Annotated in this window: 20 protein-coding genes; 12 read left to right on the top strand and 8 right to left on the bottom strand. The window is 45.8% G+C overall.

The window, feature by feature from the left end; all coding sequences use genetic code 11:
• Positions 1-255 precede the first annotated feature (255 nt).
• Positions 256-2,097 carry an ATP-dependent zinc metalloprotease FtsH3 gene (ftsH3, locus tag ACT7WV_RS01630; protein WP_445101219.1) on the top strand — a complete coding sequence of 614 codons (1,842 nt, stop codon included), beginning with the start codon at positions 256-258 and terminating at the stop codon, positions 2,095-2,097.
• A gap of 214 nt (positions 2,098-2,311) precedes the next feature.
• Here ftsH3 and ACT7WV_RS01635 read toward each other — a convergent pair whose 3' ends face one another.
• Both ACT7WV_RS01635 and ACT7WV_RS01640 read right to left on the bottom strand, forming a co-directional pair.
• Positions 2,312-3,217, bottom strand: coding sequence for an ion channel (locus tag ACT7WV_RS01635; protein WP_445101220.1), 906 nt, complete (start codon positions 3,215-3,217; stop codon positions 2,312-2,314).
• 94 nt (positions 3,218-3,311) lie between these two features.
• A complete protein-coding gene (locus tag ACT7WV_RS01640; RefSeq protein WP_445101221.1) occupies positions 3,312-3,989 on the bottom strand; it encodes a response regulator in 678 nt (225 codons plus the stop codon).
• A 225-nt stretch (positions 3,990-4,214) separates the two neighbouring features.
• Between ACT7WV_RS01640 and ACT7WV_RS01645 the strand changes: the two genes are divergently transcribed.
• The 5 genes from ACT7WV_RS01645 (at position 4,215) to ACT7WV_RS01665 (ending at position 9,700) form a co-directional block, all read left to right on the top strand.
• Positions 4,215-4,568, top strand: coding sequence for a slr0373 family blue light stress response protein (locus ACT7WV_RS01645; protein ID WP_445101222.1), 354 nt, complete (start codon positions 4,215-4,217; stop codon positions 4,566-4,568).
• 88 nt (positions 4,569-4,656) lie between these two features.
• Positions 4,657-6,168 carry a stress-responsive protein Ycf46 gene (ycf46, locus tag ACT7WV_RS01650; RefSeq protein WP_445101223.1) on the top strand — a complete coding sequence of 504 codons (1,512 nt, stop codon included), beginning with the start codon at positions 4,657-4,659 and terminating at the stop codon, positions 6,166-6,168.
• Positions 6,169-6,312: 144 nt separating this feature from the next.
• Positions 6,313-6,666, top strand: a complete 354-nt coding sequence (locus ACT7WV_RS01655; protein ID WP_445101224.1) for a DUF1257 domain-containing protein — start codon at positions 6,313-6,315, stop codon at positions 6,664-6,666.
• Between the two features lie 193 nt (positions 6,667-6,859).
• A complete protein-coding gene (locus tag ACT7WV_RS01660; protein WP_445101225.1) occupies positions 6,860-8,176 on the top strand; it encodes an FAD-binding oxidoreductase in 1,317 nt (438 codons plus the stop codon).
• A 102-nt stretch (positions 8,177-8,278) separates the two neighbouring features.
• Positions 8,279-9,700 (top strand): (Fe-S)-binding protein, encoded by a 1,422-nt coding sequence (locus ACT7WV_RS01665; RefSeq protein ID WP_445101226.1) that lies wholly within the window; start codon positions 8,279-8,281, stop codon positions 9,698-9,700.
• Positions 9,701-9,880: 180 nt separating this feature from the next.
• On the opposite strand, the gene ACT7WV_RS01670 is transcribed toward ACT7WV_RS01665, so the two are convergent.
• The 4 genes from ACT7WV_RS01670 to ACT7WV_RS01685 all read right to left on the bottom strand — a co-directional run bounded on the left by ACT7WV_RS01670 (position 9,881) and on the right by ACT7WV_RS01685 (position 14,455).
• Positions 9,881-10,813, bottom strand: a complete 933-nt coding sequence (locus ACT7WV_RS01670; RefSeq protein WP_445101227.1) for a sulfotransferase domain-containing protein — start codon at positions 10,811-10,813, stop codon at positions 9,881-9,883.
• Positions 10,814-11,149: 336 nt separating this feature from the next.
• Positions 11,150-12,133, bottom strand: a complete 984-nt coding sequence (locus tag ACT7WV_RS01675; protein ID WP_445101228.1) for a cellulase family glycosylhydrolase — start codon at positions 12,131-12,133, stop codon at positions 11,150-11,152.
• Positions 12,134-12,245: 112 nt separating this feature from the next.
• Entirely contained in the window at positions 12,246-13,835 is a 1,590-nt protein-coding gene (locus tag ACT7WV_RS01680) for an NAD(P)H-hydrate dehydratase (RefSeq protein WP_445101229.1), read from the bottom strand.
• Between the two features lie 101 nt (positions 13,836-13,936).
• The gene (locus tag ACT7WV_RS01685; protein ID WP_445101230.1) at positions 13,937-14,455 is read right to left on the bottom strand and encodes a hypothetical protein; all 519 of its coding nucleotides are present in this window, start codon (positions 14,453-14,455) and stop codon (positions 13,937-13,939) included.
• A 189-nt stretch (positions 14,456-14,644) separates the two neighbouring features.
• On the opposite strand from ACT7WV_RS01685, the gene mnmA reads away from it, so the two are divergent.
• The 5 genes from mnmA to ACT7WV_RS01710 all read left to right on the top strand — a co-directional run bounded on the left by mnmA (position 14,645) and on the right by ACT7WV_RS01710 (position 19,552).
• Entirely contained in the window at positions 14,645-15,748 is a 1,104-nt protein-coding gene (mnmA, locus tag ACT7WV_RS01690; protein ID WP_445101231.1) for a tRNA 2-thiouridine(34) synthase MnmA, read from the top strand.
• Between the two features lie 423 nt (positions 15,749-16,171).
• Positions 16,172-17,632, top strand: coding sequence for a signal recognition particle protein (gene ffh / locus ACT7WV_RS01695; protein WP_445101232.1), 1,461 nt, complete (start codon positions 16,172-16,174; stop codon positions 17,630-17,632).
• A 114-nt stretch (positions 17,633-17,746) separates the two neighbouring features.
• Positions 17,747-17,995, top strand: a complete 249-nt coding sequence (gene rpsP / locus ACT7WV_RS01700) for a 30S ribosomal protein S16 (protein ID WP_445101233.1) — start codon at positions 17,747-17,749, stop codon at positions 17,993-17,995.
• Positions 17,970-18,386 carry a KH domain-containing protein gene (locus tag ACT7WV_RS01705; protein WP_445101234.1) on the top strand — a complete coding sequence of 139 codons (417 nt, stop codon included), beginning with the start codon at positions 17,970-17,972 and terminating at the stop codon, positions 18,384-18,386. The genes rpsP and ACT7WV_RS01705 overlap by 26 nt, the downstream gene beginning before the upstream one ends.
• Before the next feature lie 194 nt (positions 18,387-18,580).
• Entirely contained in the window at positions 18,581-19,552 is a 972-nt protein-coding gene (locus ACT7WV_RS01710) for a PhoH family protein (protein WP_445101235.1), read from the top strand.
• 42 nt (positions 19,553-19,594) lie between these two features.
• On the opposite strand, the gene ACT7WV_RS01715 is transcribed toward ACT7WV_RS01710, so the two are convergent.
• On the bottom strand, positions 19,595-23,341 hold the full coding sequence (locus ACT7WV_RS01715; RefSeq protein ID WP_445101236.1) for a CHAT domain-containing protein: 3,747 nt from the start codon (positions 23,339-23,341) through the stop codon (positions 19,595-19,597).
• 206 nt (positions 23,342-23,547) lie between these two features.
• On the opposite strand from ACT7WV_RS01715, the gene ACT7WV_RS01720 reads away from it, so the two are divergent.
• Positions 23,548-24,468 (top strand): DUF6816 family protein, encoded by a 921-nt coding sequence (locus tag ACT7WV_RS01720; RefSeq protein ID WP_445101237.1) that lies wholly within the window; start codon positions 23,548-23,550, stop codon positions 24,466-24,468.
• Positions 24,469-24,726: 258 nt separating this feature from the next.
• Here the strand turns inward: ACT7WV_RS01720 and ACT7WV_RS01725 are convergent, their stop codons facing one another.
• The gene (locus tag ACT7WV_RS01725; RefSeq protein WP_445101238.1) at positions 24,727-25,869 is read right to left on the bottom strand and encodes a geranylgeranyl reductase family protein; all 1,143 of its coding nucleotides are present in this window, start codon (positions 25,867-25,869) and stop codon (positions 24,727-24,729) included.
• Between the last annotated feature and the right edge of the window lie 78 nt (positions 25,870-25,947).

Here is a 25,947-nt window from a genome sequence, read left to right on the forward strand (position 1 = left end):
GAAATCAGGTATTACACTACGGAAAATAGCGATCGCTATTTTTTTAAGGAAGAAGCCAGTCGAGGTCTAGTTTCAGAGACTTGGGTCAGTCTAAGGACAAGCGCTAGACTAGCAGATAGATCAAGGCTTCAGTGAAGACTGTTCAAGGCAATCTCTTCTATAGAATGTCAATTAATTCTGATAAAGGTTAACATTAGTTCATACAAGAAGCCTATTGGACATTTTCACATCCTCAGTATTAGGAGGTAACACCTAGTGAATAAAAAATGGAGAAACGCTGGGTTGTATGCATTGCTAGCAATAGTAGTCATCGCCTTGGCAACAGCGTTTTTTGATGGCAGCAACCGCCAAACCCAGGAAACCTGGAAATATAGCAAACTCATTGAAGAAGTTGAAGCTAATAAGATCGATACGGTTAAGTTAAGTGCTGACCGCACTAGAGCAATTGCCGTTGCTCCAGATGGCAACCAAGTTTTGGTTAACCTTCCCAATGACCCACAACTGATCAGCATTCTCAGTGAGCATGGTGTAGACATTTCAGTTTTGCCCCAGAAGGACGAAAACTTCTGGTTTAGAGCGCTCAGCAGCCTCTTTTTCCCAGTGCTACTCCTGGTCGGATTATTTTTCTTGCTACGGCGAGCTCAGAATGGTCCTGGCTCTCAAGCCATGAACTTTGGTAAATCCAAAGCCAGAGTGCAGATGGAGCCGCAAACCCAGGTAACCTTTGGAGATGTTGCTGGTATTGAGCAAGCCAAACTAGAACTTAACGAAGTAGTTGACTTCCTCAAAAATGCGGACCGTTTTACTGCTGTTGGTGCCAAAATTCCTAAAGGTGTACTCTTAGTTGGACCTCCAGGAACTGGTAAAACGCTCTTGGCTCGCGCAGTAGCTGGTGAAGCTGGTGTACCCTTTTTCTCCATCTCAGGTTCTGAGTTTGTGGAAATGTTCGTAGGTGTCGGTGCTTCCCGTGTCCGTGATCTGTTTGAACAAGCCAAAACTAATGCTCCTTGCATCGTATTTATCGACGAAATAGATGCTGTGGGGCGTCAGCGCGGTGCGGGCTTGGGCGGCGGTAACGATGAACGGGAGCAAACCCTCAACCAGTTACTGACCGAGATGGATGGCTTTGAGGGCAATACAGGCATCATCATTATTGCTGCTACAAACCGCCCAGACGTTTTGGACGCTGCGCTACTGCGCCCTGGTCGTTTCGACCGACAGGTGGTGGTAGATCGACCTGACTACGCAGGGCGTCTCGAGATTCTCAACGTCCATGCACGCGGCAAGACGCTGGCAAAGGACGTAGACTTGGAGAAAATTGCCCGTCGTACCCCAGGTTTTACTGGTGCAGATCTTTCCAACCTGCTCAATGAAGCCGCCATCTTGGCAGCACGTCGCAACCTCACAGAAATCTCAATGGATGAGATTAACGACGCCATTGACCGCGTACTGGCAGGGCCAGAGAAGAAAGACCGAGTTATGAGCGAGAAGCGCAAGACTCTGGTTGCTTATCATGAAGCTGGTCATGCTTTGGTTGGTGCTTTAATGCCTGACTATGATCCAGTGCAGAAGATTAGCATTATTCCTCGTGGTCGTGCTGGTGGCTTGACCTGGTTCACGCCGAGTGAAGACCGAATGGATTCTGGCCTGTATTCCCGCTCTTACCTACAAAACCAAATGGCAGTAGCTTTGGGTGGTCGGCTCGCTGAAGAAATTATTTTTGGCGAAGAAGAAGTAACTACTGGTGCCTCCGGTGACTTGCAACAGGTTACCCGTGTAGCGCGTCAGATGGTAACTCGCTTCGGCATGAGCGAACGTCTTGGCCCTGTTGCTCTGGGACGCCAGAATGGCAACATGTTTCTTGGTCGGGAGATTGCCTCAGACCGAGATTTCTCAGACACTACGGCTGCCACGATTGATGAAGAAGTCCGTAAGCTTGTAGATCAAGCCTACCAGCGCGCTAAAGAGGTTTTGGTAGGTAACAAACATGTTCTTGACAAATTGGCAGAAATGCTTGTTGAGAAGGAAACTGTGGACGCAGAGGAACTACAAGAGGTGTTAGCTAATAGTGATGTCAAAATGGCAGCGATCGCTTAGCCAGAGTAGAAATTTGCTGAATGCTTAATTAGGTAGAAGGGGCGCATCTGCTGTCCCTTCTTTTTTTTATCTTTGTATCTTTGGTAGATAGGAGGTACAAGCTCAGGAGGAAGTAACAGACATACTACCGTTAAATCTAAGTGGAATAGAGAACAGGTGTTTTCCTCGGATTAACACAACTTAGTATGAAATTGATTGCTGCCTCAGCCGAGATTTAGTTTCTGGATATTTCTACAGGTAAGACGTCATGAAAACGACTGTAATCAATTACACGTCGCCCGTCCCGCCCCCTTAATAAGATATCGACAAAACTTTTACCCCACAAAATCTCCGAACCAATGTAGGAGTGACGAGCATGAATGGTCTGTGAAACTGTTTCATCAAGACCAGTTAAAGTAACCACAATCTCTGCCTCAGCCTCGTCCAGCGACTCCACTGTAAACCCGCACAAGGGACTACTCTCGTCAATTTTGTGCATTACAGTCCAGGTTAATGAAAAGATAGATGTTTGGCTACGAACTAACTTGAGGTCGTAAAACCGACGCATGAAATACCCTTCTGCCGTGATTTCGTTGCGCACTAAGCTGACACCCATTTGGGCTTCAAGAATTTGGTTACGACGCTCGTTGGCGGCACGGAACATCAGTGTAGGTACACCATTGTAGGGAGCAACAACTGCTACCTGAGAGAAGAGTACTCTGGCAGTAGGACGAGAGAAGCGGGCAAACATTAGCCCCGTTGCCATTGATAGACCCGTCAAACCTGCCAAGGCTTCAATAGCAACTAATACGTTCGCATAGTCGGTGCGAGGATACATGGCACCGTAGCCGATGGAAGCCATTGTCTGCACGCTGAAGAAAAATGTGTCGGCTAAAGATCCAGGGCGGGCATTTTCAATACAGTCTCCTCCCGCCAGATACAAAAGAGCAAACAGGGCATTGGTGAGTACATAACTTACCGCAATTAGGGCGAGGAAAGGAAACCATTCAAGAGTAAGCAGCAAATGGTAAGGATCGCGCCAATAACCGGACGATGAACCTTTGATGAGAATGTTTACTCCACTGCGTCTATCCTGGTTGACGAGGCGTGTCCTGGGGAGCGTGCGATGAGTTTTATCCATTCAGTTTCATTCGGTGTGGATTATCCCTAATCAGAAATCAGATTCTATGGACTGCCCTGGAAAGAATATTTAGTTCAGCAAAGATAGAATTAGATCAAACCCAACCAGAGCGAAGTGCGACAACGGCAGCCTGAACTCGGTCGTCAACCGCTAGTTTGTTCATAATCCCTCGTACATGAGTCTTGACTGTATTAGCACTTAGGTAGAGAGCAGAAGCAATTTCTGGATTGCTATAGCCCTCGACTATCAGTTTTAAGACTTCCATCTCCCTCTGCGACAAATTATTGGCATTGGCCGCCGGAGAAGGTGGTGAGAGATGCTTGATCACTTGACGACCAATTTGAGGGTCAAGATAGGTAGCGCCTTCGGCAGCAGCCGCGATCGCTTTAAGTAAACGTTCTACATCCGCCCCTTTAATACAGTAGGCATCTGCACCACTAGATAGGGCCGCAATTATTTCTTGCTCAGTAGTATGAGATGTTAACATCACCACTCTGACATCGGGAAGTGCTGCTTTAATTTGCTCGGTGGCGGCAATACCATCTAAACGTGGCAGACCAATATCCATCACTACTAGGTCGGGCCTTAACTTTTTTGCGGCCTCGACTCCCATGTAGCCATCTTCGGCTTGTCCCACAATGGTGATTTCTGGCTGCGCTGCTAAAGATTGTTCTAGACCTAGCTGCATCATCGGGTCATCTTCGACAATCAAGATCCGTAAGGGTGTAATTTCCCTAGGCAAATTTAGAGATGGCGGGGTTTCGGATGACATGACTGTTGTTAAAGGCAATGCGGTCAAACCTATTTTACAAATATCAAATATCCCAGGGGATGTGACTTTTGGGAAATTCTTGGCTGAGCAATTCTCTTGCCGTTAATTAATCAGTTTATGTAAAGTAATGTAATAATAATGCTGTCATGCTGGCTAAGCGTCTTGACAGCATCTCAATAAACCGATAATCTTACATACATACCCGGGTAAAACGATTGAAAGTATATGCAAGACAAGCAAAAGGTTACGTTGTATCTCCCGCCGGAACTCCATCGCCAGCTCAAAATCCGAGCGGCTGTTGATTCTGAATCAATGTCGGGAATGGTTGAGAGGGCAATTGTCTTCTACATGCGGCACCCAGAAGTGGTAGACGAAGTAGAAGCAGCCTACGGGAGTAGCCATCGGGTCTACGCTTGCCCAGAGTGTAGTAGCCCTCTAGTCATCAAAGAAGATGAAATGGTCACCCTGAAAAACCAGCCCGGTGCAATAGATGAGCTCCCGGTGGAAAAGGTGAGAGAACGGGAAGAAGTAAGTTCTAGTACAAATTCTCATGGGGAAGAAGAGTTAGTTCCCTGTTGATGTTGCTTAAGTCAAGAAGAGTAGACCACGTTGCTCTCTTGATCTGGTTTGAGCAGTGGTTGTGCTTTCTCTAGTTAGGTCGATAGTTATGCAAGAAGAGCTCAGTATTTTAATTCAAGCTCAGTACCCTCTTATTTACCTCGTGACTTCTGAGGAAGAGCGGACGGAAAAAGCGATCGCCATAATTGCTCAGACGAAGTCCCAACAGAGACGTGTTTTCGTTTGGACTGTAACCCACGGAATTGTTGAGTACGGTCAATCACGCCAGATAACTCAACACAATACTGTTTCCCCTGAAGCGGCAATCCAATGGGTTATTCAGCAGAAAGAAGCCGGTATTTATATTTTTAAAGACTTACATCCATTTATTGATGCGCCAGCAACGACCCGATGGCTTCGGGATGCGATCGCTAGCTTCAAAGGTACACAAAAAGCTATTATTTTAATGTCTCCGGTGCAGCAGGTTCCAATCGAGCTGGAGAAAGAAGTAGTTGTACTCGACTACCCCTTGCCAGACCTGACTGAACTCAATCAGGTTCTCTCTCATCAGCTTGAACTATCTAAGTCTCGTCGCACCAGTACAGAAGTTAGGGAAAAACTACTCAAGTCTGCTTTGGGCTTGACCAGAGACGAGGCAGAAAAAGTCTATCGCAAAGCTCACGTTAAAGCTGGGCGTCTCACCGAAGGTGAAGTTAATATTGTACTTTCAGAGAAGAAACAACTCATCCGCCGCAACGGAATTTTAGACTATATTGAAGAGGATGAGACACTGGATGCGGTTGGAGGCTTGGAAGAACTCAAGCGCTGGCTGAAACAACGTTCCGATGCCTTTACTGAAAGGGCAAGGGAATACGGTTTGCCCCAGCCGAAGGGTATGTTGATTCTCGGTGTACCTGGGTGTGGTAAGTCTCTGATTGCTAAAACAACATCCCGACTGTGGGGTCTGCCCCTACTACGCCTAGACATGGGCAGGGTGTATGATGGTTCAATGGTGGGTAGGTCAGAAGCTAACCTCCGCAACGCCCTAAAAACTGCAGAATCGATTTCGCCAGTCATCCTATTCATCGATGAACTAGATAAATCCTTCGCTGGCAGCGGTGGCTCTTCCGACTCTGATGGGGGTACCTCAAGCCGTATATTCGGTTCCTTCCTAACCTGGATGCAAGAGAAAACATCCCCAGTATTTGTCATGGCAACAGCCAACAGAGTGGAACGCTTGCCAGGGGAATTTCTCCGCAAAGGTCGTTTCGATGAGATATTCTTTGTAGATTTGCCGACCACGGAAGAGCGGCAGCAAATCTTTAAAATACATCTTAGTAAGCGGCGTCGAGATATCAATCGCTTCGATATTGAGCAACTAGCGAAAGTCTCAGATGGCTTCTCTGGGGCAGAAATTGAGCAAGCGCTAATTGCAGCGATGTACGAAGCTTTCGCTCAAGATCGGGAGTTCACTCAACTCGACATCATTGCGGCAATTAAGTCAACTCAGCCGCTTTCTAGGACGATGACCGAGCAGGTTGCAGCCCTTAGGGACTGGGCTAGGCAGCGTGCGCGACCTGCAGCCTCTTCTGTTGCTGAGTATCAGCGACTGGAGTTTTAACAAGCTTTCTCCTGCTCCCAACAGGAGTAAAGGCTAGCAACATCTTGCTAGCAGTTTGACAAAAAGCCGCGCTTACTATTAGCGGCTAGTCACCTAAAAACGCTACGTTTTCGTTTCTTTTCTATCTCTACTGAGGAAATCCAAATGTCTCACTTTAGCACCCTCCGTACCAAAATCACAGACGCCGAAATCTTGAAGGCTTCTCTCAGTGACTTGGGCATCTCCGTTAAGACCGAAGCCGACGTTCGTGGCTACAATGGTCAGCGTGTTCGTTCAGACATCGTTGCCGTTCTTGAAGGTGAGTATGACCTAGGTTGGTCTCGCAATAGCGATGGTTCTTTCGACCTGATTGCTGACCTCTGGGGCGTTGCCAAAAAGCATAACCAAACCGAGCTGATCAACTCGATCAACCAGAAGTATGCCGTCAACAAGACCTTGACAGAAGTCAAGCAGCGCGGTCTACAAAACGCTAACGTCAAGCTGGTGCTGCAAAAGTAGTATCCCTAGCGTTCCCAAGCTCACGGGTTGACCAATTTGGTTCGGGTTAACCCGTTTTTTCCCTTAATAAAATCCTAGATGGATATTTACTCATAGTCCCATATCTATACTCCTCTGGGGAAAATAGATATGGGATTATTTACCATCAAAGGTATAGGCTATTGGAAGAGCCTCATTTTAGATATAACCTTTGATGAAAGCGATCGCGCAAGAACTACAACTGATTGTTGGTAACTCTGGTATTAATGATGGGGAAAACTCGCAGCCAGGTTGGCAAGAGCGGATCGCAAAAGTGAATCCCGTAGGTAACTTTCCCAGTGCTGTTGTTTTCCCTAGCACTGTAGAAACAATGTCTAGTGTAATAACTTGCGCTCATAGCCAAGGCTGGACTGTTCTCCCCTGTGGCCGTGGTACTAAACTAGGTTGGGGGGGTTTAGGCAAGGAAGTTGACATTGTCGTCAGTACCGAACACCTGAACCGTGTCATTGAACATGCTGTTGGTGACTTGACTGTTACTGTGGAAGCCGGAGTCAAATTCACCGATTTACAAGAGATTCTTTTAAAAACTGGTCAATTTCTTCCTTTAGAACCAGCATATCCCCAAGAAGCCACCGTCGGCGGTATCATTGCCACAGCAGACAGTGGTTCTTGGCGCCAGCGTTATGGTGGGGTTCGAGATCTGCTATTAGGCATCTCCTTGGTTCGCTGCGATGGGCAAATTGCCAAAGCTGGGGGAAGGGTAGTAAAAAATGTTGCAGGTTATGACCTGATGAAGTTATTCACCGGCTCTTACGGGACATTGGGCATGATCACCCAGGCAACTTTACGAGTTTATCCTCTGCCGGAGACATCGGGGACAGTTTTATTGACAGGTGAAGCAGAAGCGTTGACAAGTGCGACGAAAACTTTATTGGCTTCTGCTTTGACACCCACTGCGGTAGATTTGCTATCAACTTCGTTGGTTGCCCAATTAGGTTGGGGACAGGGTATGGGTTTGATGGTGCGTTTCCAAAGTGTCAACAAGAGCGTTAAGGAACAGTCTACCCGGTTACTAGAAGTTGGGCAGAAACTAAGTTTAACAGGCACTCTCTATGGTGATGCAGAGGAAGCAAATCTATGGCAATCATTACCAAAACAAATTTGGACAGACTCTCTACAGGAACGAATTACTTGCAAAATAGGGGTATTACCCACTGCCGCTGTCGCAATTCTAACTGAACTAGATAACCTGACTTCTGCTAATGCATTAGGGTTAATTCATGCCGGGAGTGGACTAGGAAACTTGCGGCTTAACTCAGCAACAGTAGGTTCTCAAACAATTAGGGAACTGCGGCAGCGCTGCCAATCTCATGGTGGCTTCCTGACGGTGTTAGAAGCACCGATATCATTGAAGCAGCAGTTAGATGTCTGGGGTTACGCCGGCAATACTCTGGATATGATGCGCCGTATTAAACAGCAGTTTGACCCAAAAAATCTTTTGAGTCCCTGCCGATTTGTGGAGGGGATTTAGAGGTTGCAGGTGGAAAGATTAAAGGTTGCAGGTTACAACAGCTTTTTGCTCCCGTCTTCTGCCCAAGAAATTAAACACCAAGTTGATAAAATACTTTAGACTATGCAGACTGCATCTCCCAATAGTAATCCTCAGTTCCCAACACCTGACTCTGTTAGTAAGAGTTCAGCTGCATCTTCGCAGAATATTTCCCTTGAAGGAACGCCTCAAACTCTCATCTCTGGCTTTGATTTAGACAAACCACCACAGCAGGAACTGATCGATACTTGTGTTCATTGTGGCTTTTGCCTCTCTACCTGTCCTAGTTATCGGGTGATTGGCAAAGAGATGGATTCTCCGAGGGGTCGTATTTACTTGATGGATGCGATTAACCAGGGTGAAGCTGCCCTTGCTGAGGCAACAACTCAACATTTTGATACTTGTCTAGGATGTCTTGCCTGTGTGAGTGCCTGTCCGTCTGGCGTCCAGTATGACAAGTTGATTTCGGCGACAAGACATCAAGTTGAACGGAACCAACCACGCCATTTACCGGATCGCATTGTTAGAAGTCTAATCTTTAATTTATTTCCCTATCCTGAACGCTTACGTCCCTTACTTGCTCCCCTCTATCTCTATCAGAAATCGGGGTTGCAAAAGTTGGTGCGTTCTACTCAATTACTAGAGAAAGTATTTCCTCGCTTGGCGGCGATGGATTCAATTTTGCCACAAATTACCTTAGACTCTTTTCGGGACAATCTGCCAAATGTTATACCTGCCCAAGGGAAGCAACGCTACCGTGTGGGTGTAATTCTGGGTTGCGTGCAACGCTTATTCTTCTCGCCTGTAAACGAAGCCACGGTGCGTGTTTTAACTGCTAATGGCTGTGAAGTAGTTATTCCCAAAACTCAAGGCTGTTGTGCAGCACTCCCGGAACACCAAGGACAAACTGAACAAGCGCAAGCCTTGGCACGGCAGATGATTGATAGTTTTGCCGATACAGATGTCGATGCTGTAATTATTAATGCGGCTGGTTGTGGTCATACTCTCAAGGAATACGGACACATCTTGGCAAACGATCCAGAGTATGCAGAAAAAGCTCTAAAATTTGCCGCTAAGGTAAAAGATGCTCAAGAATTTTTGGCACAAGTGGGTTTGACGGCAAAGCTTTCGCCACTAACTGACGAACCATTGGCAATAGTTTATCAAGATGCTTGCCATTTATTGCACGGGCAAAAAATTTCGGTGCAACCCCGTCAGTTGTTGCGGCAAATTCCTGGTGTGAAGTTACAGGAACCAATAGATGCGGCTTTATGTTGTGGTAGTGCTGGAGTTTACAACATGCTGCAACCAGAAGTAGCTGCTGAGTTGGGACAGCAAAAGGTAGAAAATCTGCTGAATACTGGTGCAGATTTAATTGCTTCATCTAATCCAGGTTGTTCTTTGCAAATTCAGAAGCATTTGCAGTTAAAAGAAAAAGAGATTACCCTGATGCATCCGATGGAGTTGTTGGATTATGCGATTAGGGGAATTAAGCTGGAACAATAGAGATGATTGAGAGTAATTAGGGATGCAGTCAATGATTTTACTGCGATCAGTTTTCGGTAATGCGATTAGCATGGGGCAATGTTGATGCTTTCTTTGTAGCCTGCCCAATCCGACAAGGAAGTTGATGCAGTGTTTCTTGACTGCAAGTTTAGCTGCCAATAGTTAGTATTGAAGGTAAACCTAACTTCTGGCAGTTCCAGAGGTGATCGCAGACTTTAATTGAGTATCCCAATGAGATAGATCACGATTCAAAAATTCAGCCAGTTTCTGATTAGGTTCACGAAACTTTTCCAATAGCATCTGACGAGTTTCTGGAAGCATTGGCTGAGGTATATATTTTTCTTCCATCGACTGCTTATAGGGCAAGTTTGTTAATAAATGGTAAGCTTGGTCTCGCGCTTCTTGGGGTAACAAGGCGGCTACCTGGGCAACTCCCGGAATTTTCTTGAGGGGATCTGTAATTCGTGAGCGCAAGAACCACTCATTATGGTGACGCCCCTCGTTAGCTTTAATCTCTTTTTCTCCAACTAAATCAACTCCACTATCGATGCCAAGAAAATTACACATTTTGTGCAAAATATCTGCTGGTTGCTGGATTAAATCTTCCATCAGCAAAAATAGGAATGATTCCTTGGGAAAGAATCGCAGATACTGTTCAATTTGCTGCATGTAATTGCTGCAATCTAAATAATAGCTATCCTGTTTAATATTTTCTTCAAAGGTTTCAGTTACTTCGAATTTACCCAGTAAGTTTTGAGCATATTTGATATCTTGCGCGTAATGAGAATAGGCTCGGTCTACTGGATTCCGCATAATATAGATTAGCTTTACCTGAGGAAGCGCTGCTGCAATTCGCTCGGAAGCTGCGGAAAACTTTGGCCAATGCGTATATCTTCCTGATGCTTCACCGCAGACTTGATGTGGTTCAGCTTTACTAAAATGTGAAGCGTACCAATCTATTCCTTTAGCGTAGTTTTCATCTTTTTCAGAAGCAAAATATTCCGGCTCTTTGGGGTCACTCATGTAAACTTGTGGATGCTTACATAAATAATGGTAAATAGTTGTTGTTCCTGCCTTGGAAGAACCGATAATTAAAAAATCTGGTAGCCGCATGATAGTTTCCTTTACTACTTAACCATTATTTTGAATTGTAGACTTTCTTTGCTAATAGTTCATGAAATATCTGTAAAGTTTTTACGAGTTTGTTTAAATATGCAAGCAAAAAATAAATGAATCAAAAATATATAAAAACGGCAAACACGCCTAGCCTAACTTATAAATTTAGTGATGTCCATAAATTTTTTAAATAAAAATAATTGCCAAATAAGGAAGGATTCATTTGTGCTTTTCATAACTTTATTAAAAACTTATAATTTTACACGCACAGAAAAAAGTTTTACTTATAATCACTAAAATATTTATTCGACAAATAAAAATAATTGAGCTATTTTATCTACTAAATAACATTTTGGGCTTTGCTTTTAAGCTATTACTAGCTTGACGAATAAACTGAGGTCTAACCGAAGTGTTTTTGATGCTATTTTCATCAGTTACGGCAACCTCTTTACCCCAGTTTTGTAAATCTGCAAAAAGTCCGCTTGGTGTCATGTCCATTTCGTGGCAATCAGCATTACCTGGCTTACCTCCCCATGACCAAGCTAGCCATCCTATTGCCAAACGTTGACACTCTTTGATCAAGTGTTGATAAGCGATAGTTCCCTTACAACCAACTTCCTTATGAGCAAATTCACCCACCATTAAAGGAAGATTTAACTCCACAGACTGCTCAAGTGCCTGGGTAATTCTTTCTTGATCATTATCGCTGTGCCACCAGTGAACGGAAAACATCAGGTTATGATCAGGATCTTGCTCTTGTAACCATAGTCCCGTATTCAATAACTGCTCTATATTTCTGCCCCAGCCAGAGGCATCAATAATCAGAGGTACGTGTATACCTGCTGCCCTCATCCTAGAAACAGCAGACTTATATCCTTGTTTAAATTGATCATCTGAAATTTGATAATTTCCAGCTTCATTGGCAATATTAACCAGCAAATAGTCTTGATGACGCTTGATTACTTCTACTGTGGCAGGATCAATCCAGTAATCTACTACTGCTGGTAGTTTGCTCCAGTTACCAGTAGCATCATGAATTTCAATTATCGGAATCATTCCCAATTTAACAGTATTCTTGATAATTGCCTCAAATTCTGCTGCCGGTTTTGCCAACATCCACATAATTCTGACAGCGTTTGCACCAGTTTTCTCAATTTGAGGTAGACTGAATTCCCCTGTTGGTTCTACCCATACAGCCATCCTATTGACGCCGCGTAGGACTACTTTTTCTCCATCCTTGGCATAAAGATGGCGTCCCTGGATATAAAAACTGGGAGCAAACTTCTGTCGCAGGGAGGCAATAAGTAAGCTGCTCACACAAAATAGTAAGATAAATAAGATTATTTTTCTTAATTGCTTATTTATTTTCAGCATCTATTCTTCATCAATTGTGACCAAATAATCAATCTGTAGAACAGCAGTGAAATAACTACAGAGCTTGTTGATTTCCCACTATTGAGTAGGACTGGAGAGAGTGTACTACAGGTATTAAGTATTCAGACAAAGTAAAGGCATCTACCCCTAACTCAGTCCGCTCCTGAGCAGCCCAAATCCCACCTTGAGCATGCCACCAAGCAGCCACTGCTACCGTTGCTGCCAAAGGCTGTTCCCTCAAGGCGGGATACGCCACTAGACCCCCGATTAGTCCCGTGAGAACATCACCACTGCCACCACGAGCCAGAGCAGGTGTACTTTCAGGAATCAGCCAGAGAGAGCCTCCTGAATCTGCGATCGCCGTTCTCGCTCCCTTCAATAACACGATACTTTTACTAAGCTGTGAGGCTTTACGCACTGCACTAACTCTATCCGGCAGTAACTGCGCTGAATCAGGAAATAATCGCTTAAACTCACCAATATGAGGAGTTAAAATTGTAGGAGCCTGACGCCTTAATAAAGTAGGCACGGTTCTCATCTCGGCAAGGCTATTCAAACCATCAGCATCTAACACTAAAGGAGAAGCAACTGCTAATACTTCTTGCACCAGTGATTTTGCCTCAAGCGTCAAACCAGGGCCACAGGCGATCGCATTATAATCACTCAAGTCCACTGCTTCTGGCAAATGCGCGATCGCACCTGAGTCTGTCTCTGGGCAACCAATGATCAGTGCCTCCGGCAAATGACTAACCAGTAAAGGTTTCAAAGACTCCGGTACAGCAATTGAGAGCATCCCCACGCCACTAGCCCGTGCTCCCAAGCCCGTCAAAATCGCCCCACCAGAATAGCGCTCTGAGCCACAAATCAGCAGTAAATGCCCTTCTTTGTACTTATAAGTCGTCTGTTTCCTTGGTAAAGGCAAATAATCTCGTGCCACTGCGGCTGTCAGGCGTTGCATCCCCGCTGGTTGACCCAGAATTGCCCAGACATCCATCGGGGGGATACCAAAATCAATTAGTTCCGCCTCACCAAGATACTCCAAAGCCTGGTCTTGCAAAAACGCCAGTTTCCATAACCCCAAACAAAAGGTTTTGCTGGCACGGATAGCAGTACCTAACACTTCACCAGTATCAGTGTGGATACCAGAAGGCAGGTCAATACTAACCACAGGCTGTGACCATTGATTTAATAGCTCAACTGCCTGAGCAATCTCACCTTCAAGGGATCGCGTTTGCCCAAAGCCAAACAGGCCATCAATAATCAAATCACATTGATGTAAAGGTTGAATCTGCTCGTAAAAAGGAATCCCCAAACTATCCGCATACTGAGCATGCTGCGAAGTTAGTTCCTTGAGCTTGGCAATGGGACGGTAAATCACTACATCGTAGCCTTGCAGGTGCAATTCACGGGCTACCACTAAAGCATCACCACCATTATGACCAGGCCCAACTAACACACCAACTCGGTGCTGTTGATCCGGGGGGTAAAACTCTTGAATTCGCTGAGCAATCAACCCAGCCACCTTTTCCATCAAAGCCGCTACTGGCATTCCTGCCTCAAAGATGCGCCCTTCAATCTCGCGCATTTGCTGGGCGTTTACCACGACTTTCTCTATTTCTTCTTGCCGATTTTGAGGTTGTCTCACGATTGCTTCCCTCCAGTAATTGATAGGTTTTTGATCAAGGTGGGAGTGAGGCTACCCAGTCAACGCACAAATCCGCTTTTCTCCCCTTATCACTTCACCACCTATCTACCAAAATGAACTCGCGCATCCATACCCATAGACTGTAAATAGCTACTCCAGTAGTCTGCCTCTTGACGTTTGTCAAAGGGACCAACTGCAACGTGCGCTCCTCTTGATCCTGCTCTTTGTTGCACTGCGTTTTGCCCGAAGCCAAGCTGAGAAATCTGAGCCGCAATATCCGACAATTGAGTTGGTTCTCCAGGAATGATCACGAAATAGGAGGAAGAGTCAGGATTACCTTGTGAGTTTAGTGGTTCTGGAGCCTGGAAATTCAACTCACGCTCTGGGGGGGCTTCCCTTGGTAAATTTGAGGGCAAAGACGAAGGTGGAGAATCGATTGTTGGGACAGATGAGGGCAATGGCGGCGGCAAATCATCCCCAAATATCCTTTCTTCCGGCGTACTTTGAGCATTGGCCGGGGCAAGAGGAGGTATCACCCAACTCTCAAGCAAGAGTAAAAATATCCAAGCAGCCGCCTTAACTGGCTTTTTCGGAAGTCTGAGTAGGCTAAATTTTGTCATTAAGCAAGCTTCCCCAATTAACTGGAGCTGATGGGTGTCGTGACATTTTTCCCTATTAAAAGACTATCGGAAAATTCAACAAGAATAAATTCTCTCAACCAAGACAGGTAAGCAGGGGTTGAGAGTTAAAGCTTTTACTAACTTTTGTTGAACAGAATTTTGGTGAACTGTTAGCCTAGATTATGTTGTGTGTCAAAAAATGTTCCGTGTGATTCCATGAACAAAGTTGTCGTCGGCCTCTCTGGCGGGGTTGACAGTTCCGTCGCTGCCGCCACCCTGCATCGTCAAGGATATCAAGTAGTTGGTCTAACCCTTTGGTTAATGAAAGGGAAAGGTCAATGTTGTTCTGAGGGGATGGTCGATGCTGCGTTTATTTGTGAACAACTGGGTATTCCCCATCATATTGTCGATAGTCGTGATGTCTTTGAGCAAAATATTATCGATTATTTAGTGTCTGGCTACCAAGCCGGAATTACCCCTCTACCTTGCTCTCAGTGCAATAAAGCCGTGAAATTCGGCCCGATGCTCAACTATGCCCAAGAAAAGCTGGGCATTGACAAGATTGCCACTGGTCATTACGCACGTATCAGGTATGATGCCGAGAGCGATCGCTATCAGTTGCTCAGAGCCCTAGACTTAACAAAAGACCAGTCTTACTTCCTTTATGACTTGACTCAGGATCTCCTAGCAGCCTCAGTATTTCCGTTGGGAGAAGTCAAGAAGACAGAAACTCGGCGCATTGCTACTGAGTACCAACTCAAGACTGCCGATAAGCCAGAAAGTCAAGACTTGTGCTTAGTCGAGTCTCACGGCTCAATGCAGACATTTCTGGACAAGTACATTTCTCCAACTCAAGGCGACATCGTTGACTCTGAGGGCAAAGTATTAGGTCAACATAGTGGGATTCACCATTACACTATTGGACAGCGTCGGGGAATCGGTATTGCCGCTGCTCAACCCCTGTACGTAATCGCCTTAGATCCAGTACGTAACCGCGTAATTGTTGGCGATCGCCACAGTGCTAATCAATCAGAATGTCAGGTTGGGCGAGTCAATTGGGTGTCGATTCCAGTACCCACTAATCCCATTAAAGCCTCAGTGCAAGTCCGCTACCGCTCACCTGCTGTCCCTGTGACAGTGATTCCACTTACAGGCGATCGCCTGAAGCTGGTTTTTGATGAACCACAGTTCAGTATTACTCCAGGACAAGCGGCTGTTTTTTACAACGGTGATCTGCTGTTGGGTGGAGGCATTATTGAGAAGTCCGTGGTTAGCGATAGTCAACAGATCTAATCTTTTAGGGTGTTTTTTTTGCTTCCCAAGAAAATAGTTCAATAGACCTTTTGCCTAAACTAATCTGGTAAATAGAGAGATAGCGGTTTTTTTGGGGAGTTATCTCCTATTGAGTAATTCCCTAGTTTGGAATTTTATCAACGGCTATAAACACAATTAAGCCCCGGTATTCTCAGGAATGACCGGGCAAAAGCGATCGCTGTTTACCGCTGAATCCTTCTTGCTGAGGCTAATCAAGTAAAGTGTCAATTGGAAGTTGTTTAATTGTCAATTGACACTTGAATCAGTATTTCCTAGCCTAGTCCCTACTTTGCTGTATCCTGCCTCGGTTATAATCAAGGTTTACTAAAACGTTATTGTGTAAGAAGTCTGGCAAACAGACACCTTGGGAGTACATTAAAAATCAACTAAAAAAATTGACATATGTTTGATGCCCTAGCCGAACGCTTAGAAGACGCCTGGAAAAAACTGCGAGGCCAGGACAAAATTTCTCAGAGCAACATACAAGATGCCCTCAAAGAAGTACGCCGCGCCCTCTTATCAGCAGATGTTAACCTCCAAGTTGTCAAAGATTTTGTCGCCGAAGTAGAAGCCAAGGCCCAGGGTGCTGAGGTAGTTTCCGGCGTCCGTCCTGACCAACAGTTCATCAAAATTGTCTACGATGAGCTAGTGCAGGTCATGGGGGAAACCAATGTTCCCCTAGCCAAAGCCGACACCGCGCCGACAGTTATACTGATGGCTGGTTTACAAGGTACTGGTAAAACCACCGCAACTGCCAAGCTAGCTTTACAGTTGCGCAAGCAAGAACTTACTTGCCTGATGGTCGCTACAGACGTTTACCGACCAGCAGCAATTGACCAGTTAATTACTCTAGGTCAACAAATTGACATCCCAGTATTTGAACTGGGTAAGGATGCCAACCCGGTAGAGATTGCCCGCCAAGGTGTCGCTAGAGCTGAGGAACTGGGCGTCGATACAGTAATTATCGACACCGCAGGCAGACTACAAATAGACCAAGAAATGATGGGGGAACTCGCCCGCATCAAAGAAACCGTGAAACCTCACGAAACCCTCTTGGTTGTAGACGCCATGACGGGTCAAGAGGCGGCAACTCTCACCCGCACCTTCCACGAACAAATTGGCATTACCGGAGCAATTCTCACCAAGCTAGATGGAGACAGTCGCGGTGGTGCAGCCCTTTCGGTAAGGCGGATTTCTGGTCAGCCGATTAAATTTGTTGGTGTCGGTGAGAAAGTTGAAGCGTTGCAACCGTTTTATCCTGAACGGATGGCATCGAGAATTCTCGGCATGGGAGATACGATCACCCTAGTCGAGAAAATTACTGAGCAGGTTGACTTGGCAGATGCTGAGAAGCTACAAGAGAAAATGCTCTCGGCAAAGTATGACTTCAGCGATTTCTTAAAACAGATGCGGTTGTTGAAGAACATGGGTTCTCTCGGCGGCTTAATGAAGTTGGTTCCAGGGATGGGCAAGCTGAGTTCTGACCAACTGGCAAAGGGAGAAGATAAACTCAAGCAATCAGAAGCCATGATTAACTCCATGACCTCTGAAGAACGCCGTAACCCTGATTTGCTAGCCAGTTCTCCTAGCCGCCGACGCCGGATTGCCAGTGGTTCTGGTTATACCGACAGAGATGTTAGCAGCCTAGTGAGTGAGTTTACCAAAATGCGATCGCTCATGCAGCAAATGGGTCAAGGCCAGATGCCGGGAATGGGCGGTATGGGTGGTATGGGTGGTATGGGCGGTATGGGTGGTATGGGCGGTATGGGCGGCAATCGTCCTTCAATGCCTGGTTGGCGGGGTAGCAATTCTCAAAAGAAAAAGAAAAAGGAAAAGAAGAAGAAGGGATTTGGTCAGTTGTAAAGGTTTAAAGTTGGATACACCCGGTGGGAAAGACTTATAGGTTAAAATTTCCACTCGACTAATCTTCCAGCCTCGATGATCGCTTAGAATCAAACAGGAGAATTATTAGCAAAAATGATCAAACTGAGACTAAAACGATACGGCAAAAAGCGCGAAGTTAGTTACCGAATCGTGGCGATGAATAGTAGTGACCGCCGCGATGGTCGTCCCCTAGAAGAACTGGGCTTTTACAATCCCAGAACTGATGAAACAAGGCTGAACGTTCCGGCAATTGTCAAGCGCCTCAAAGATGGAGCTCAGCCGACAGAAACAGTGCGCAGCATTTTGCGAAAAGCCAATGTCTTTGAACAAGTCAGTGCCTGAGATTAGTTCTGCCTCAACTCAACATGCCAACCCTGATTATGTTGGTCTCGTAAGGTTTTTGATAGAGCCATTCTTAGAGTCGCCGAGTTCCTTGAGTGTAGATTGCGAGCGCTTAAATACCAATGGGCGAGTCTGGATTCGCTTGGCATTTGAAGGAGCAGATAAGGGGCGAGTATTCGGTAGGGGTGGTCGCAACATTCAAGCTATTCGGACGTTAATTCAAGCAATTGCCCAAGCAGCGGGTCAATCTGCTAATCTGGATATCTATGATAGTGACACTGTAACCTCCCGCCGAGAGAGCTCCTCTGGTAGCGACCGCGTAAAAATAAAAAGAGGAGCGCCGACACGACCGTCTGCGAAAAAAGCAGCTCCCAAATTCCGCTCTGAGTAAAAGAGTTGAAGGTTAGAAGGTTGAAAGCTCAAGCATGAAGACTCAACTCTCAAGGGTATAAAAAAGAGGGTGATTAGCAACCACCTCACTCACAGTTGAGTAAAAACTCTTTCTATTGCCTGTTGACCGTTTGGTCCATTGAACTTCATACTTGAGATTACTTTCAACTTTCAACTTCTAAAGCCACAGTTGGCATGAACGAAGTATCAAAAACAGAAAGTACGAAGACAATTCAACTGCCGAGTCAAGAAAGTGCGATCGCTTTAGCCGGTGACCGAGAAAAGAACATCCAAACCCTATCGCAACGAACTGGTGCTGTCTTGGTGCTGCGAGGGCAGGAACTGTTGATATCCGGCACAGAAAAGAAAGTTGAACGGGCTTATGCCTTGGTGCAATCCCTGAAACCCTTCTGGGAAGAAGGCAAAAATGTCACGGAAGTGGATATTCTTACCGCCTTCCATGCCCTAGATACTCGGCAACTCGATAAACTCCAAGATTTACAACAGGACATTCTTGCCCGTACTCGTCGCGGTGAGGTAATTCGAGCCAAAACTTTCCGGCAACGACAGTATGTTCAAGCCATCCTCAACAAAGACTTGACCTTTTGCATTGGCCCAGCAGGCAGTGGCAAAACCTTCCTAGCAGTAGTCATAGCAGCCCAAGCTCTACTGAATTCTCAGTATGAAAGACTAATTCTGACACGACCAGCTGTCGAAGCTGGTGAAAAGCTAGGCTTTTTACCAGGAGACTTACAACAGAAAGTCAATCCCTTCTTGCGCCCCCTCTACGACGCTCTTTATGAACTGATTGATGCCGAGAAAATTCCCAGTTTGATGGAAAGAGGCGTTATTGAAGTTGCTCCTTTGGCTTACATGAGAGGGCGTACCCTAAGTAATGCCTTTGTCATCGTCGATGAGGCTCAGAACACAACACCAGCACAAATGAAGATGGTGTTAACTCGCCTAGGTTTCCGCTCTCGTATGGTAGTAACTGGCGATGTTACCCAAACCGATTTACCAGCAAACCAACAATCAGGATTGGCAGTAGCAAAAAAAATCCTGGGCAATATTGATGGCGTCGCTTTCTGCGAACTGACTGCCCAGGATGTTGTCCGCAATCCCCTGGTTCAGCAAATTGTCGCAGCTTACGAAAAATATGAAAACTAAAAATGTTAAGGCAAAAGGCAATTTTAAGGTTTTCAATAATATTTAAAAAGGCTCACCAATTAGGGTAAAAGCCGCCCAGTAGTAGGGATGAGATAAGCTTTGGTTGACAGATGTTGAAAATTCTGGTGGTAACCAAACACTCTTAGTAGAGCTATATAGATGATTATTTTCGATGCGTACTAGACCTTTGATCATCGCTAACTGTGCTTGTCGCAAGGCCTCGACTTTGCTGGCTCCCTGACTCAACTGAGAGTAAAACTCCGTCGTTAGACCCAAAGCACCTTGATCACTAACATGCCACAGCGTTGCGAGAGTAGAGTCCACCCCCGCCAGTAATGCCGAACCAGCAAAACCTAACTCGGCTTCCCGATCTCCCAGAGCAGTTCTACAAGCACTTAGTACCAACAACTCCACTGGTGGGTCAGACAGTTGTAGCTCGTTGAACTCATCAAGCCGTAGCTTGCGATCCCATAACTGAATGTAGGAATTATGGGGATTTCCAGGCTGGAACTCTGCATGGGTTGCTAGGTGAACAATACCAAATCTGCCTTGATGGCGCTGATCCTGAAAATTTTTCAGTGTGAATTTCTCGTTGAGGAAAGATTGACCGTGCCAAACTTTCTCAGTAATTAGATCTAATTCTGTCTGCACTCCTGGCAAAGGAGCTTGATCTGTAAATTCCGACATACCCATAGCCAGAACCTGGAGTGGCCTTAAATCTCGATAACGAGAATTAGTCAGGCTCAAACTAGGCACTAGGCTAACGCTATACCTCTCCACCAGAAATTTTTGCCCATCATGGAGAGCCGCCACTGGTAGAGAACGCAGACCTTCATCCATGGAAAAAACCAGACTCTGAATTTCATAGGACTCTAAACTCGTTGCCAATGGTGCCACAAGCCACTGGTAAAGTTGTTTTGCCCAGCTCAGATAGTTAGTCGCGTTAGTTTTCCGGGGATTGGTTAATGCCTGCTGAAATTCTTGAATTGTTGCTAAAACTGTGTCACGACTAGCCCCAGTAACTCGCCAGCGCATCGGCTCTCCTTGGGCTGTAACCATTACCAGTTCTAGCTGCTCGCTGTTTTGAGTTGAACAGCCTTCCTGTTGCGTTGGCATCTCAGAGCGTCGCCAACCAAAGCGTAGATCTCTCTCTGTGGAAGGCGATGATGGCGGTGATGCTTGATCACATTCAGTTTCTGCAACTCCAGCAGACATCGGCGTAAAACTGGCATAAATTACTCCTGTCTTAATCCCTGTAGCCTGATCAAGTTGCCTAATCCAATTACGGACATCATTGTAAGTATTGATTTTTGCCTTGAATGGTCGCTGGAAATGATTCTCGAATTCCTTGGTAAAGGCTTCTTCCAGGAAATATACTGGGTCACTGCCAGCTAAAACTGGCACCCTTGTATAGTCAGCGGTCTCAATCGGCTGTTGATCGACCGGTGTTAGCAGTAATCGGGGCTGTTGTATCAGTAGGTTGCTAATTTCTGGGTTTTCAGGATAAGAAGTATCAGGAATTTCAGAAAGTGGCGGTTTGGGAGCTTCTAAGGATAGTGTTTCTGGAGTTTCTGAAGTTGGGAGCTCTGGGTTCTCTAGAGGCGGTGTTTCTGGAGTTTCTGAGATTGGGAGCTCTGGGTTCTCTAGAGGCGGTGTTTCTGGAGTTTCTGAAGTTGGCAGCTCTGGGTTCTCTGGAAGCGGTGTTTCTGGAGTTTCTGAAGTTGGCAGCTCTGGGTTCTCTAGAGGCGGTGTTTCTGGAGTTTCTGAAAGCGGTGGCAGTACTGGAGCTTTCAGAGGCGATGATTCAGGAACACTCGGAGGTAGTATTTCTGGAGTTTCTGAAGGTGGTGGCTCCGGAGTGTCAGTAACTATGCCATCGTTGAGGCTGTCATCACCTGGTCCAAAATCCCTAGTATCTATTGTGGTTTGGTTGCTACCGCTCTCCAAAGGAGCTGAAAAAGTTACATCACCAGCATCACCAAGGCCTCGATCCGTCGTGATGATATCGCCATTAACGGTAAGAGTACCTGGAGCTGACAAGGTTACATCACCAGCATTGCCATCGCTAGACTCGCTAGTATTGATAGTACCAGTAGAGATGTTGCCTGCTGTGGTGTACAAGTTTACAGAACCAGAATTAGCACTACCCACATCTGTAGTAATTATGCTGCCAGTAGTAATGTTCCCGGTCGCTTCCAAAATTACAGAACCAGCATTACTAGAGGTTATGGGATCGATACCAGCAGCAGCAGAACTCACGTCAATATTTCCCGTAACAATACTGGCAGGTACAGAGGGTGCAACGGTTGTAGTAAAATCTCCTCCTACACCAAATTGAGGAACATTAACAGGATTATCCAGTGTATTTTTCCCTGCTTGTAAAATCAGACTTCGGCTTTCTGTTAACTCCTGAAAGTGGGGATCTGTAGCAGGAATAGAGGTGTCAGTGTCTGATCCAATAATGTTAATATTCCCTCCTTGAATACTACCTGTAGCCTCGACCTTAAGGGCAACACCAGTGTAATCGCCAAACTCAACATTTCCCTTAGCGCTGATAATCGGGTCATAAAGGCTAGCAAAGTTGGTGGGAGCATTTGATAAATTAAGCAGCGAGAAACCACCGCCACTAGCAAAATGAGCATCCAAAGAGACATCACCATCGCTGACTAAACTTAACTTACCCCCACTTTGAAAAGGTGTTCGGGAATAGTTGAGCGCTTGGATATCAAGGTGATGATTGCCCTGGAGATAAAGATTACCTCCTGCCTGAGCCAGAAAAGGAGCCTCTGTACTATCTCTGACCAAAATCCCCTGCTGCGCTAGCAGGTTTAAGTCTCCGGTTGTACTTAGCTGGCTCTCTACTAAAGTCAGATTATGGAATGCACTCAGGCTAGCCGTTTGCGCTTTGACATTCTTCGCTATTAGATCACCGGACTCCACAGAAAAACCCGAACCCGTCAGTTGCACGCTACCATCTGAATTTAGACTGACTGCCGTAGCATGCTCTGTGCTACTTCCGGTCAAAAGCTGAGGCAAAGACAGAGGAGTCAAAGTAGTCTGAGGAGGCTGAACTTCCAGACTAAGCAGGTGTCCTGCCAGGCTAATATTAACCAAACTTTTCCCTGGTACAGTGGTCACAGTAACGCTTCCTGCTGGTGCTTCCAGATTACCGACGCTAATTACCGTGCCACCTAGTAAGGTTAAACTCTGTTCTGGAGCTACTGCCAGTTGACCCATGTTGATAATTGCTCCTGGCGTTCCAGGTGTGCCAAAGGCAAAAGTACTTGGTGTACCCATTAAGATTGAGTAATTGTCCTTACCAAAAGCACTGAACCACTGATCATTACCAAAACCAATACCAGTCGCGGTTGTAGCGGAGAAAGAAGCTGGTACATTTAACTGAACATGAGGGCCAAAAACGATACCAGCCGGATTCATTAAGAACAGATTAGAGTTGCCTCCTGTAACTTGAATTAGACCATCAATTAAGGAGGCATTCCCACCGGTGACTCTACCTAGAATGTTTTGGATGGCTGGTTGTGACAGAAAGTTAGCAATTTGGTCTGGACTGAGACCAAATTCACTAAAGCTGTGAAAGAGGTTGCTCCCATCAGCAGAAAGACTGCCGCCGCTGATCTCAAAAAGATTGCCTTCAGCCGACACTGTAGTGCCAGTGCCGTCAGCGGCTGGAGTGATTTCCTCTGCTTGAACTTGTCTCAGACCAAGGAACCCTGTAGAAAAATAGAGAGCAGCTATCGACTGACTGATTACCCTCACAGCTAGTTTCATCTGGCAAATCCCTGAAGCGATAGATGCGGAGCGTCTCAATGAACGGCAGTGTCTTGCTCTCACTGATAGTGCACCGAAGAATACTAGTGAGGGCAAACCGTCATTATTTCCCCAAGTTTAGTCTGATTATAGATATTTGTTCTTTTCTTGGAGATTAAATGCAGCTTGATACTATCTTTTGTTTTTGTGAGCTTAGTAAAATAGTCATGTTTTTGACTAACTTGTGGCGAAAAGTGAGAGAAATTTGGGGATTTTGCCTAGTTATAGTTTTATTGTTCTGCGGAGGGGAAGCACAAGCCGGGCAGTTGGCTGATCGTTTAGCACAGTTTCCTCTATGGGAGAGTAAACCACTAGTTGGCTCGGCTGAAGGTGATTTGATTTATCCTGACTGGATGGCAGGCACTTGGAAAGTTACTAGTACTTTGGTTGCTCAAGTAGCGCCTTTAGCTCCGGAGATTGTTACGCCAGGTTTTGAAAGCAATCGCCGCTACCTTAATCAAGGGGTTAGTTTCACAGTACGCTTTCAAGCCGTCAGCCAACCAATTGCACCATCTGGTCATTCTCAACAAATAGCTATTAGCGGTCAGTTTCTTCCCATCAAGACTCAAAACTCACAATTTTGTGAAGATAGCTCTTGTGGAGAGTCTCAAGTAATAACTCCAAATGTGGCTAACATTAATCTCACTGGAGTCGTGGCAGATCGGGCATTCAACGGCTTGAATATTGCCAAAGCCTATTTGGGCGATCGCTTAATTAGAGCTGTCAAGGTAGACCCTAATTCACCAAATCGTCAAATCACACTATTGCGTAAAGGTCGTCAACTGATCTCGGTAGTTACTGGTCGAGCCAGCGAGACACTGAGTTCTGATCAATTTATTGCTACAGAAGTTACCCATCAAATCTTTCGTGGGACACCCCAACCTTACTTCAACCAGGTAGAAACAACAACAGCATATCGACTACGCCGCTCACCTAGTTTAGCAATCGAGGCTGACCAGGTCACCGCAGTTTACCTTTCACCCCAGGATGCAGATTATTTCCAAGCTGTGGACAAACCAGTCGCCCTCTATCGATACCAACTAGAACTTTTGCCAGTGGAGTTGACAGCCAGCTTCCCTCCAGCCTGAGGGGAAGCAACATCACCCTCTTCTGAAAGGGTAGAGGAGGAAAGACCGCTCTTGGGCGCTGAGATTCAATTTTCGATTAACCATTTGCCCGGACAGCAACAATTGACTATTTTCTTTTCTCAAATCCAATAAAAAACCGTGGAACAGAACGTTCCACGGCATTGAGCATGAGGAGTCTTAGCTAAAATTGGATTCTAGAGGCAATAGACTAGTGACTTGAGGCTGGTAACAGTTTTGGTAACCGAAGTGTGAGCAAGCTCATCGAACTTGGACACTTATCCCGGAAATGAGGCTACTACTTAAGCGCTGGAGGACACGGTTGACTACTTCTGAGTAACGTAATTCCCCGCACATAATCTTCAGCATGCTCTGAGTCGCACTAGGTTGCTTTATACCAAGTTGATAACCAGCTTTGGGAAAGCGGTAGAAAGTACCAGCTAACTTACTAGCCCACCCCATCTCAGAACCCCAATCTTCGTTGATCACCTGTGTATATTTTTCTAGTGCGTTATCTTCGCCAGCCAAAGCACGGTCAATTGCTTCAGCAGCTTTCAAACCACTAAACATCGAAGGGCGAATCCCCTCGGCTGTAAATGGATCAACGATACAAGCAGCTTCCCCCGCTAGTAACGCATTTTGCGCGTGCAGCTTTTGACTACCATCCCATAAACACAAAGCATGACCATACTGCTGACAGCTATTAAGATCTACATCGAACTGATGAGCATATTCAGTCACCATACTTTTGAGGTCTTGAGTACCACCGCCCCGGAATGTCCCGACGCCAATTGAGTAACCTTCTGCCTTGGGAAAATTCCAGATATAGCCATTTTTGACTTGACCAAAGTCAAGGTAAATAATCGGCTCACCAGAAGTTAGTACTGATGCTTCTGATTCAAGAGCTCCTGCCATGCGTCTTTTGCGTTGCTTAAAGCCGAGCCACTTGACCATTGGTCCTTTAGCACCATCAGCAGCCACTAAATAGCGACCTTCGACCGTGCCTTTGATCGTGTTGACCTGCCAGCGATCGCTTTTAAATTCAATACCAGTCACTGCCGTCTGATCTCGGAGTTCGGCACCTTGTTTTTCTGCTTGCTGGACTAAAAAATGGTCGAAAACGTCTCGCTTTACCATCCATACTGATTCTTTTCTATCCAGTTTCACTTCTACCGGATCTTCTAGATACCAGGTATAGCGAATCTTGGTTGCTTTTACAGATATGGCTGGTGAAAAGTCAAAATCAAACCACTCTTGTACTATTGGTGAAACACCGCCACCACAGGGCTTATATCGAGGCAAGGACTCTTTTTCTACAATCAGAACAGAGTGTCCCCGTTTGGCAAGGTGATAGGCGGCAGTTCCACCAGCAGGACCAGCACCGACGACTATACAGTCAAACATTTTGCTTAAGCTTGATATCGATTCCTGTTGCACCGAATTTGTCTGCCAAGGCTGATTTAGCTGTTAATCATGCCAAAG

The sequence above is a fragment of the Symploca atlantica LB2515 genome (genome assembly GCF_052546295.1).